This window comes from Pontibacter rufus (assembly GCF_015694705.1).
Taxonomy (GTDB): domain Bacteria; phylum Bacteroidota; class Bacteroidia; order Cytophagales; family Hymenobacteraceae; genus Pontibacter; species Pontibacter rufus.
Map to the genome: position 1 here is coordinate 411,199 of NZ_JADQDR010000003.1, position 11,601 is coordinate 422,799.

Below are 11,601 nucleotides of genomic sequence, written 5' to 3' on the forward strand. Positions count from 1 at the left end.
GCATCAGGTAAAATCCATTTAAAAAACTGCCGGTGCAGGCAAATGAGGCAGGTATGGTTTTGGCTGTCTACTATGGCGAAACGGTAATATTCAACTAACTTGGGGTGTTAAACTAAAATTAACCTTATCACATGCATATCAAATTAAAAACAAACCTTTTGGCTGCCGTACTCCTGTGCTTCGCTTTGGTGGCGCAGGCGCAGCAGAAAAAAGACATCACCCTGGAAGACATTTACAAAAACGGTGCTTTCCGGGCAGAATCGGTGTATGGCGTAAACTGGATGAAAGACGGCCAGTACTACAGCTCCATGGTGCCGGACGAGCAAAACCGCGTGTACGACATTGTTAAGTATAACGTAACCACCGGCAAGCCTGTCAGCACCATTATCGAGGGCGAAGACCTGAAACCCGAAGGCAGCAACACACCCATCCAGTTCGATGATTATACTTTCAGCTCCGACGAGAAGAAGGTGCTGTTTGCTACTGAAACAGAGCCTATCTATCGCCGCTCTTCCAAAGCCAACTTCTATGTATACGATATCAGTACGAAGAAACTGACTGAACTAAGCAACGGCGGCAAGCAGCTGTATGCCACGTTCTCGCCGGATGGCAAACGCGTGGCCTTTGCCCGCGACAACAACATGTTTTTTGTGGATCTGAGCAACATGAAAGAAACACAGATTACCACCGACGGCAAGCTCAACTCCATCATTAACGGTTATTCTGATTGGGTATACGAAGAGGAATTTTCTTTTGCGCAGGGTTTTCACTGGGCGCCGGATGGCTCTAAAATAGCGTTTTATACTTTTGATGAAACCAAAGTGCCGGAGTATAATCTGCAAATGTGGGGCGACCTGTACCCTCAGGATTACAGGTATAAATACCCGAAAGCCGGCGAGGCAAACTCTACCGTAAAAGTATCGGTGTATAACCTGAACAACGGCAAAACCGTGAAGATGGACACCGGCTCCGAAACCGACATTTACATCCCGCGCATTAAATGGACGCAGGACCCGAACCTGTTGTCTATCCAGAAAATGAACCGCCTGCAAAATACGCTGGAGATACTGCATGCCAACGCTACCACGGGCAAAACCGACCTGGTGCTGCGCGAAACCGACAAAGCTTACATCGATGTAACCGATGATTTGACTTACCTGCAGGATGGCAAGCATTTTATCCATTCTTCTGAAAAAGACGGGTACAACCACCTGTACCTCTACAAAATGGATGGCAAACTGGTGCGCCAGATTACGGATGGCAACTGGGAAGTAAGCGAGTTTTTGGGTTACGACGAGAAAAACAACCGTTTATACTATATGTCCACGGAGGTGTCGCCGTTGCAGCGCCACCTGTACAGCATCAGCAGCAAGGGCAAGCATAAGAAGCGCCTCTCTGAAAAGCCGGGCACACACAACATCAACCTGAGCCCCGACTTTAAATACTACCTCGATTATTATACTTCGGCCGATACGCCACTGGTGGTAAGCCTGCACACAGCCAAAGACGGTAAGCTGATAAAGGTGCTGGAAGACAACGAAGAACTGCGCGAGAAACTTGCCCAGTACGATATTGCTCAGAAGGACTTCTTTACCATGAACACCGCCGATGGAACCAAACTGAACGGTTGGATGATAAAACCAACCGACTTCGACCCGAACAAAAAGTACCCGGTGCTGATGTTTGTGTATGGCGGCCCGGGCTCACAGACCGTAACCGATAGCTGGGGCGGCAACGATTTTTTATGGTACCAGGTGCTGGCCGACAAGGGCCTGATTGTGGTGAGCGTGGATAACCGTGGCACCGGCGCCCGCGGTGCTGATTTCAAAAAGCTGACTTATGCCAACCTCGGCAAGTATGAAATCCAGGACCAGATTGAGGCGGCCAAGTGGCTGGGCAAGCAACCGTTTGTCGATGCAGACCGCATCGGCATCTGGGGGCACAGTTTCGGTGGCTATATGACTTTGCTGGGGTTAACGAAAGGGGATGGCGTGTTCCGTGCCGGTATTTCGGTAGCTCCCGTTACCAACTGGCGCTTCTATGACAGCATTTACACGGAACGTTACCTGAAAACACCGCAGGAGAACCCCGAAGGTTATGACCAGAACTCTCCGCTCATGTTTGCCGACAAGCTGAAAGGCGACCTGTTGTTGATTCATGGTACCGGCGACGATAATGTGCACTTTCAGAACTCCGTGGAAATGGAAGATGCGCTGATTGCGGCCAACAAGCAATTCGACAGCTTCTACTACCCGAACCGCAACCATGGCATTTATGGCGGCAACACCTTGCTGCACCGCTTCACCATGATGACCAACTTCCTGGAAGACCACCTGATTCACCCTGAGAAAGCGCCGCTGAACCAGTAAGTATAGCAAGTATAAAGTATAAAAGGCTCACCGGTTATGGTGAGCCTTTTTGTTTTCAGATACAGAGAAGTAGAAACGAAACGGTAACTTGGAAAGCTTATTCTATCTTTTATCTGCTGGATAAAATTCACTAAACCGGCATGCCTGTGCTTACCTGAAAGCTGGTAATATGGGTTATTCGCCCTTGGCTCTCCTGAAAGTGAATAACTTTTGTCCGCGGAGCAGTATTTTCAACCCGCTTCTTCCAAATGAAATATTAGGTTGGTTCTCGACATGATCGGCTATGCCGTGCTTGTAAGCACCAATAATGTCTTTGTAAGATAAGATGCCGATGATGCTGTTATTGTCGTGAGACACAACCGGCAGGACATCAATATTTTCCTTGGCCATCATTTCCACGGCTGTGCGCAGGCTGTTATCAATGGCGACAGAAATATGCTTCCGCTTTACAAGGGTGCCGATCTGGCTTTCCGGGTTGTGGTGGTTGCTGAACAGGTTAGACGAGCTCAGAATGCCCTTGAACTCACCGGCGGCGTTTGAAATGATAAAGTAGTTACTTTTATAATCGTGCTCCTTCTCCAGCCATTCCCGGACTTCTTCAATGGTGTTGTCCTCGCTCAATACCAAGCCGTTTTTATTCACCATTTGCTCTACCGTGATCTTTTCCAGGATATCCGGCTCATACGAATGCGGTGTTTTCACACCTCTGCGGGCGATCTTTTCGGTCATGATGGTATTCTCCATTACAAAGAAAGAAACCAGGTACGAAGCAGAGCAGGAAGCCAGGAGCGGCAACAGCGCGTTAGACTGGGAAGTGGCCTCTAAGGCAAAAATAATAGAGGTAAGCAAAGCGCGCGAGGCACCGGCAAACATAGCCGACATACCTATTAAAGCGGCGAGCGGAAGCGTAATACCCGAATCAGGGAAAAAGTAAAGGATAATGCTGCCTACCAGCGCGCCAATGGCACCACCAATGGTCAGCAAAGGAGCCAGGGTACCGCCGGAGGTGCCGCTACCCAACGCAATGGCCCAGGAGATAAACTTAAAGATGCACAGCGATAGCACAATCTGCATGGTCATGTCGCCTGAAAGCAAATCGGTGATGTTGCTATAGCCTACACCCAACGTACGCGGTGCAAAATAGCCGATAATACCTACCGCCAGGCCACCCAGCGCGGGCCACCACATCCAGTGGATCGGCAGCTCTTCAAACATATCCTCTACCCAATACACGATTTTGGTTGTCAGCACAGACAGCACACCGATCAGGATACCAATAGCGCTGTACCAGGCAAGCGCCACATTGCTGGGTACTGCTATCATCTCTTCCATCGGAAAGACCGGGCCAGACTCAAACAGCAGATGGTGTCCTGCAGCGCCTGTTATACAGGCCAGCGCTACCGGAATAATGGAGCGTGGCGAAAACTCGAACAGCAGCAACTCAATAGCCAGGAAAATACCGGCAATAGGAGTGCCGAAAATGGCGGCCATACCTGCGGTGGCACCTGCCGCCAGCAAAATCTTCCGCTCATTGTGCGTAATTTTCAATAACTGACCTAGGGTAGAACCCAGCGCACCGCCTGTGGCAATGATGGGACCTTCCGCACCAAACGGGCCCCCTGTACCTATAGCTACGGCAGAAGACAATGGCTTAAGATAAGTAAGCGCAGGCTTTATCTTGCTTTGATTTGTTAAAACCTGTTCCATTGCCTCCGGAATACCATGCCCCCGGATGGCCTTGGAGCCATAAAGCGCCATCAGGCCAACAATTACACCGCCAATGGCTGGTATCACAATAACCCACAGGCCTAAATGATTATTGGCCGGGTTCATGTACTCTATTGAGAACTCGCCAAAAAAAGCAATGTTGCTGATAAGATCAATCAGGTAAATCAGGAATTTAGCGATAAGGCTGATACAGGCCGCCGTAAGAACTGCCAGCGCAGAAATGAGTAACAGCCTTTTTTTGTCCTGTGTTATTCTCGGACCAATGTTTTCAGCCTGTAAGGTGGGTGTCAGGGATACGGCGACAGGGATGCCGTTGTTTAAGTTTTTGGTTGTCATTTTAAGTGTTACGCTTCTTTTTAGTAATACGCCTGCTGGTAAAATGCAGGTGAATTCAATGGCGCGGCAGGGCGTTTCCCTGTCTTGCGGGCACAAAGGTAGTTAAAAGTACAGTAAGTTGCGGCGCTTTTAGCAAAGGATAGCTTCTCGGGCAGGTATGGCAGGGTTTGTATAGGCTTATAAATAAAGTATTTATGAAACGGAATCAACCTGGACGGCCCTGCTGGTACATGGCGCTTATACTTACGGGAATTCTTATAAAAGTTATACCTTGTTGATCGCTTTACCTGCCTGCTGAAGTATAAGCACTGAAGTATGGAATCTCCTGTCTATATTAAATGTTTAAACACGGACATAATTCATAAAGCTTACCACCACTTTCCCTGCGTACCAGCATCCTTACATGAACAAGAAATTTATTACCTACCTGGTTTCTTTCGCGGCATTTTTCGGACCTTTTACACAATCCATATACACGCCGCTGTTGCCCGAAGTACAGGAGCAGTTCCATACCTCGGAGTACATGGTCAATCTGACTATTTCCATTTTTACCATTGTGCTGGCTATCATGCAAATTGTGTATGGGCCATTGATAGATGCGCATGGCCGCCGCAAAATCCTGCTGCCGGGTATTTTGTTGTATATCGCAGCATCTATAGGGGCTGCCTTGTCGGGTTCTGTTTACCTGTTGCTGTTTTTCAGGGTGTGGCAGGCGGCAGGTATGGCGGTTGGTTCGGTTGTGGCCACCACCGTAATCGGTGATTTGTTTGAAGGTAAACTACGCGGCAGGGCCATGGGTACCTTCCAGATGCTGGTAGCGCTGGGGCCGGCCGTTGGCCCGGTGATTGGCGGTTTTGTAGGGCAGTATTTTGGCTTTCATGGCGTGTTCTGGGTACTGGCTTTCGCCGGGCTGATCCTGTGGGCTTTAAACTATACTTACCTGCCCGAAACAAAACCAGCCTCGTTCAGTGGCAACCGCTTTAAGCTGCGCGATTTTTCTGATATCCTGTCCAGGCCGACAGGGGCAGCCATCATTGTGCTGGGCTTTGTGCAGTACTTTACCTTCTATGTCTTCCTGGTGTTCCTGCCATCGCTGCTGGTGCTGTTTTACCAGTTATCACCCAGCCAGAATGGATTGGTCTTTTTGCCGCTGGCGCTGTCAGTTGTACTGGGCAGCATCATCGGGGGCCGTATTCAGGAACATTTTGAGCCGAAGAAGTTCCTGCTGACTACTGCAAGTATAAATGTGGCAGCTACCCTGCTGTTTGTGCTGGCCGCACCCGTTTCGCTGGCAGTTTTAATTGCCAGCATCTCTTTCTTTGGCCTGTGCTTGGGCTTGTCGCTGCCGGTACAGACCACTTTACTGACGAACGAGTTTCAGCACAACCGCGCCACAGCCATCGGCATCTACAACTTCTTCCGTTTTCTGGGGATGGGCGCCGGGCCGCTGGTGGGTACCTACTTTTACCACATCGGCAACCGGGTGGAGTTCGTTTTTGCAGGCACCGCCTTCGGAGTGGCCGTTGCTTTTGCCGCCGTGCAGTTTTCACGGTCAAGGAGGAGGGAGGAGGTCTCATAGTTTTACACAAACATTCTGCGGTTCGGTAAAGAAGTCCAGGGCTTCAAAGACCCCTTTGCGGCCTGCGCCGGAGTTTTTCATGCCACCGAAAAGTGTGCGTAAATCACGGAGGAGCCGGGTAGAGGTTAAGGGTAGTTGGATTACTTTGCTAAAAGATCAGCATATAACTACAAACACCCCGTTCTGCCACCATCTACCGGCACATTGATGCCATTGATGTAAGCTGCGGCAGGGGTAGCTAAAAATGCGGCTGCGGCGGCCACTTCTTCGGGTTCGGCAAAACGGCGGGCCGGAATTTCCGCTTCCATTCCCTGTTGTACTTCGGCCGGGCTCTTCCCTGACTTCTCCGCCCTGCTATCAACGAGCGAATAAATACGTGCGGTTTTGGTAGAGCCCGGCAATACGTTGTTTACGGTAATGCCGAACGGACCTAACTCGTTCGCCATGGTTTTGGCCCAGCTCGCCACCGCCCCCCGCGTGGTATTTGATACGCCCAATCCTGCGATAGGCTCCTTCACCGAGGTACTGATGATGTTGATGATACGGCCATATCCTGCTTTTTTCATGCCGGGCAGCAGCGCCAGCACCAACTGGTGGTTATTGACCAGGTGCATGTTAAACGCGTTCAGAAATTCCTCCGGCCTGGCTTCTGTAATGGGGCCACCCGCCGGTCCGCCGGTGTTGTTGACCAGTATGTGTACTTCGGGGTGCTGCTGTACGTAGGCCTGTATCTTTTGCGCCAGTTCTCCGGGTTTGGCAAAATTAGCTGCCAGGTAGTCATGCTGCTGGCCCTGGCTGGTATCCAGTTGTTGCGCTACTTCCTGCAGCTTTTCTTCGTTGCGTGCTACCAATGTTACATGGGCGCCGAGTTGCGCCAGTTCTATGGCTACGGCTTTGCCGATGCCCTGTGTGCTGCCGCAAACAAGGGCCTGCTTATTTCTGAGATCAAGATTCATGATTTAAATCTACGCAAATACGGCGGAATAAGTATGAATGGGGATGCATCCTTTAATCAAAGTATACTTATACTTTTGCGCCGTGTGCAAGCCTAAACTATCATTCCTGCTCAAATTTTCGTACTTTCAGGATATCAACCTAACGCAGTAAAACCATGCCCCTACAACGACCCTTTAATTTTAAGAAATGGATTGACGAAAACCGCCACCTGTTAAAACCACCGGTAGGCAACCAGCAGGTATACAAAGGCAACGACGACTTTATTGTGATGGTAGTAGGTGGCCCCAATGCCCGTAAAGATTATCACTACGACGAAGGAGAAGAGTTTTTTTACCAGCTGGAAGGCGATATTGTGCTGAAGGTAATTGAGGATGGCAAACCGGTGGATATCCCGATCAGGGAAGGGGAAATATTCCTGCTGCCTGCCCGCACGCCACATTCACCCCAGCGCCCGGCCAATACCGTTGGGCTGGTAATGGAACGCTACCGCAAAGAAGGCGAACTGGACGGCTTTCTGTGGTTCTGCGAAAACTGTGGCAACAAGCTCTACGAAGAGTATGCCGAGGTAACAGATATTGTGAAGCAACTGCCAGTGATTATGAACAATTTCTGGCAAAGTGAGGAGCACCGCACCTGCAGTAACTGCGGCACTGTAATGCAACCACCGGCAAAGCCTGTTGAGGCTGTAAAGTAAAGTTTTATACTTGGTCGCTCCTGCAAGTATAAATTGATCAGAAGCTGAGAGGCTGGTGCAAGTTTGCCGTTCGTACTTCTGTTTTCGGAACTCCGCTGTATGTAAAAAGGCTTGCACATGCATTAGGCTGTTGGTAGTCGGCATTATAACACACCAGTTACCTTTGTGCTTATAGCAGGGCACGCCGGCTGCAAGCCCGCGCCAGCGAGCCTCGGAAAAATCTCCACCCAATTCTCTATCTTAGCAAAATCAGGAAAACCATAGTTGCGCAGGCAGCTTAAGTATAAACACATCTATTCAAGAATGAACTACCAGAACACCCTTGCCTTTGCGCAGGAGCAGGACCGGAACGACCCGCTGCATCATTTTAAAGAACGGTTTTACTTTCCGCAGGTAAACAGGCAGGACGCTATTTACTTTTGCGGCAATTCGCTGGGGCTGCAGCCCAAATCGGCGCAGATGTACATCGACAACGAGATGTATAAATGGGCCAACATGGCGGTGGAAGGACACTTTAAGGGTGAGGAGCCGTGGTTTAATTACCATGAGCTGCTGGCCGGCGGCGCTGCCCGCGTGGTAGGAGCCAAAGACAACGAGGTGGTGATCATGAACCAACTGACTGTAAATTTACATTTGATGCTGGTGTCGTTTTACAGGCCGGCAGGCAGGCGGTTTAAAATCATCACCGAAGCGGGCGCTTTTCCATCAGATCAGTACGCCCTGGAGTCACAGACCAGGTTCCATGGCTATAACCCCGAGGAGGCCATTGTTGAGCTTTTTCCGCGCGAGGGCGAACATACCTTGCGCACCGAAGACATTCTGGCAAGTATAAAAGCGCATGGCGAAGAGCTCGCGCTGGTGATGATGGGCGGCATTAACTACTATACCGGCCAGGTGTTCGATATGAAGGCGATTACCAAAGCCGGGCACGCGGCAGGCGCTTTCGTTGGGTTTGATTTGGCGCATGCGGCTGGGAACATTCCCATGCAGTTGCACGACTGGGAGGTGGATTTTGCCGTGTGGTGCACCTACAAATACCTGAACTCCGGTCCGGGCGGCGTGGCCGGCATTTATGTGCACGAGCGCTTCGCCAACGACCCGGATATACCCCGTTTTGCCGGCTGGTGGGGGCACGATGCCAAAGAGCGTTTCAAAATGAAAAAAGGCTTTATGCCGATGGAAGGTGCGCCGGGCTGGCAGCTGAGCAACGGGCAGATTTTGCCTATGGCCGTACATCGCGCCGCATTGCAGCTGTTTGGTGAGGCGGGTATGGACAACCTGCGCACCAAAAGCGAACAGCTGACCGGCTACCTGGCGTTTCTGATAGACGACGTGCCCGGAGGCGAAGAGTTGCTGGAGATGATAACCCCGCGCGATCCGCAGGCCCGTGGTTGTCAGATTTCGCTGCTCGTGAAGCAGAACGCCCGCCAACTGTTCGATATGCTGATGGAGGCCGGTATTATAGTGGATTACCGCGAACCAAACGTAATCCGGGTAGCGCCCACGCCCTTGTACAACAGCTTCGAGGAAGTATACCGCTTCTCTGAGATCCTGCACCAATGCCTGCAGCGCCATTAAAGCAGAAACAAAATTAGAATAGCAGCCAGCGGAGCGGTAGCAGAATTGCAGTTCCTCCGTTTTTCAGATAATGCATTTAGATAGGATCTGTCTGAAGTATAAAACCAGAGGTATAGTCTCCATAAAAACCAGCGCACATGAATTTTACCATCGAAGATGTACTACTTGCCTCTTCCATACTTCTTTTCCTGAGTATTCTGATCAGCAAGAGCCTGGGCCGGTTTGGTATTCCGGCGTTGGTGCTCTTTTTGGGTGTGGGCATGCTGGCGGGCTCGGAGGGTATAGGCGGCATTTATTTCGATGACTTACGCACGGCGCAGTCGCTGGGCACATTGGCGCTCACGATTATACTTTTCTCGGGCGGCCTCGATACGCGCTGGGAAAGCACCAGGCCAATCCTGGGGCGCGGCCTGGTGCTCTCTACGGTGGGCGTGCTGATTACGGCGGGGCTGGTGGGGCTGTTCGCTACCTTTATCCTGGATTTTACGCTGCTGGAAGGACTGCTGCTGGGTTCTGTTGTTTCCTCTACTGATGCGGCTGCCGTGTTCTCCATACTTCGCTCCAATAAAATCGGTCTGAAACATAACCTGGGGCCTACACTGGAACTAGAATCCGGCAGCAACGACCCGATGGCTTACTTTCTTACAGTCAGTTTTACGTTCCTGCTGACCAACCAGGACGCCAGTATCTGGCAGCTCATACCTATGTTTTTCCTGCAGATGAGCATCGGCGCTGTAATGGGCCTTGTGATGGGGCGGGCCATGGCCTGGGTAATCAATAAAATAAGGCTGGAGCAGGATGGGCTGTATCCGGCCCTGACACTGGCGATGGTGGTGTTTACATTTGCCTTTACCAACCTCATCAGCGGCAACGGTTTTCTGGCGGTGTATGTGGCAGCGGTTATACTGGGCAACAAAAACTTTATACACAAGCGCAGCCTTACCAAATTCTACGACGGCATTGCCTGGCTGATGCAGATTCTGATGTTCCTGACGCTGGGCCTGCTGGTTTTTCCGTCGCACATGTTGCCGGTTGTAGGCGCCGGCCTGCTCATCTCACTGTTCCTGATGCTGGTAGCACGGCCTGTTAGCGTATTCATCGGGTTGTCGTTTTTCAGGGCATCGCTGCAGGACAAAGTTTTCGTGTCGTGGGTAGGATTACGCGGTGCGGTTCCGATTGTGTTTGCCACTTATCCGCTGCTGGCTGGTGTTGAGAAATCAGATATGATTTTTAATATAGTGTTCTTTATCGTGCTCACCTCTATTATGTTGCAGGGATCTACCCTGAAAATAGTGGCCGGCTGGCTGCACCTGAGCGAGGAGGATAACGCACCCAAAAGGGTTCAAGTGGGTGAGGACATGGGCTATGATGCCAAAAACATGCTCGTGGAACTAAGACTGAAAGGTGGAAGTAATGCCGTGCATAAGTCGCTGGTAGAACTGCAACTGCCCAAAACCTCGCTGATTGTGCTGATAGACAGGCAAGGCAAATTTGTAACACCCATCGGTACCACCGTGCTGGAAGCAGGCGACAAGCTACTGGTAATGACAGACAACGAGGAAGAACTGGGGAAAGTAAGCCAGGTGCTGGGCGTTTAGGGAGTTAGAGATTAGGAGAGTTATGAGATTAAAGTGAAAGCAGAAGGGAGTATAAATTATGGAAGATAAGAAAGTGGAAGCAATCAAATTGCATGTTGCTGGCGCAACTGTTGTCCACAAAGGGGTTTTTAATAGTTTAGAATCTCCCAAAAACGAAAAAGCACTTGAAAAGGAATTTATTCAGAAATTCCTTTTCCCAATTTACAATAATCTTAGTCCAATTAGAATTTACATAGAACTCTTAAAAAAAGAATTAGAAATTATTTTTGATGATATAGATGCATGGGTAGTAAATTCCCTTCTAGGCGATTTCAATTGGAGGACAAGAAGCGTAGGAGCTTTCTTTTCAACTATCAAAAACTTAAAAGAGTTTGAAGATACAATAGGAGTTTTACTTCTTAAAAGCGAGGTTACTTACGCGGGAAAACTATATTGCTTAACTCTGGCAGAATTTAATGACCAAAAGTCTCTTAATTATCTAAATCAATATCTGGATTATTATTTAACTCAAAAAGATCTTTGGTTTGAACAAAACCATGCAATGGCAGCCTTAGCTTACCTTGACAAACAAAATGCTTCAGAGGAGTTAGAAAAACATTTATCAAATTGGACCAATTTTGTAAGCAATAAGAACTCTTGGGATTTAAATGAATCCATTGTTTCGTTCGAAAAAGAAATGAAAGCATTAAGAGTATGTTTTGAATTGGAAAAAAGCGGGAATCGGCCTAAACTAGAGGTGACCAAACCAATAAGTTTATGGAA

General features: G+C 49.5%; 8 protein-coding genes. 6 read left to right on the forward strand and 2 right to left on the reverse strand.

The features are described from left to right. Nucleotides 1-131 precede the first annotated feature (131 nt). Nucleotides 132-2,369 carry a S9 family peptidase gene (locus I2I11_RS07980; protein WP_196267149.1) on the forward strand — a complete coding sequence of 746 codons (2,238 nt, stop codon included), beginning with the start codon at nucleotides 132-134 and terminating at the stop codon, nucleotides 2,367-2,369. Nucleotides 2,370-2,543: 174 nt separating this feature from the next. Here I2I11_RS07980 and I2I11_RS07985 read toward each other — a convergent pair whose 3' ends face one another. Beyond that, entirely contained in the window at nucleotides 2,544-4,433 is a 1,890-nt protein-coding gene (locus tag I2I11_RS07985; RefSeq protein WP_196267150.1) for a chloride channel protein, read from the reverse strand. Between the two features lie 403 nt (nucleotides 4,434-4,836). On the opposite strand from I2I11_RS07985, the gene I2I11_RS07990 reads away from it, so the two are divergent. Further along, the gene (locus tag I2I11_RS07990) at nucleotides 4,837-6,012 is read left to right on the forward strand and encodes an MFS transporter (protein WP_196267151.1); all 1,176 of its coding nucleotides are present in this window, start codon (nucleotides 4,837-4,839) and stop codon (nucleotides 6,010-6,012) included. A gap of 167 nt (nucleotides 6,013-6,179) precedes the next feature. Here the strand turns inward: I2I11_RS07990 and I2I11_RS07995 are convergent, their stop codons facing one another. Beyond that, nucleotides 6,180-6,968 carry an SDR family oxidoreductase gene (locus I2I11_RS07995; RefSeq protein WP_196267152.1) on the reverse strand — a complete coding sequence of 263 codons (789 nt, stop codon included), beginning with the start codon at nucleotides 6,966-6,968 and terminating at the stop codon, nucleotides 6,180-6,182. Nucleotides 6,969-7,123: 155 nt separating this feature from the next. Between I2I11_RS07995 and I2I11_RS08000 the strand changes: the two genes are divergently transcribed. The 4 genes from I2I11_RS08000 to I2I11_RS08015 form a co-directional block, all read left to right on the forward strand. After that, nucleotides 7,124-7,663 carry a 3-hydroxyanthranilate 3,4-dioxygenase gene (locus tag I2I11_RS08000; protein WP_196267153.1) on the forward strand — a complete coding sequence of 180 codons (540 nt, stop codon included), beginning with the start codon at nucleotides 7,124-7,126 and terminating at the stop codon, nucleotides 7,661-7,663. 303 nt (nucleotides 7,664-7,966) lie between these two features. After that, nucleotides 7,967-9,241 (forward strand): kynureninase, encoded by a 1,275-nt coding sequence (gene kynU / locus I2I11_RS08005; protein ID WP_196267154.1) that lies wholly within the window; start codon nucleotides 7,967-7,969, stop codon nucleotides 9,239-9,241. 137 nt (nucleotides 9,242-9,378) lie between these two features. Then, entirely contained in the window at nucleotides 9,379-10,839 is a 1,461-nt protein-coding gene (locus I2I11_RS08010; protein WP_196267155.1) for a potassium/proton antiporter, read from the forward strand. 58 nt (nucleotides 10,840-10,897) lie between these two features. After that, nucleotides 10,898-11,601: DUF6000 family protein (locus I2I11_RS08015; protein ID WP_230679966.1), on the forward strand; the 704-nt coding region annotated here is incomplete at its 3' end.

Excerpts from the sequence above, each read along its gene's own strand:
- I2I11_RS07980 (WP_196267149.1), top strand. The coding sequence starts at position 132 with ATGCATATCAAATTAAAAACAAACCTTTTGGCTGCCGTACTCCTGTGC.
- I2I11_RS07985 (WP_196267150.1), bottom strand. The coding sequence starts at position 4,433 with ATGACAACCAAAAACTTAAACAACGGCATCCCTGTCGCCGTATCCCTG.
- I2I11_RS07990 (WP_196267151.1), top strand. The coding sequence starts at position 4,837 with ATGAACAAGAAATTTATTACCTACCTGGTTTCTTTCGCGGCATTTTTC.
- I2I11_RS07995 (WP_196267152.1), bottom strand. The coding sequence starts at position 6,968 with ATGAATCTTGATCTCAGAAATAAGCAGGCCCTTGTTTGCGGCAGCACA.
- I2I11_RS08000 (WP_196267153.1), top strand. The coding sequence starts at position 7,124 with ATGCCCCTACAACGACCCTTTAATTTTAAGAAATGGATTGACGAAAAC.
- kynU (WP_196267154.1), top strand. The coding sequence starts at position 7,967 with ATGAACTACCAGAACACCCTTGCCTTTGCGCAGGAGCAGGACCGGAAC.
- I2I11_RS08010 (WP_196267155.1), top strand. The coding sequence starts at position 9,379 with ATGAATTTTACCATCGAAGATGTACTACTTGCCTCTTCCATACTTCTT.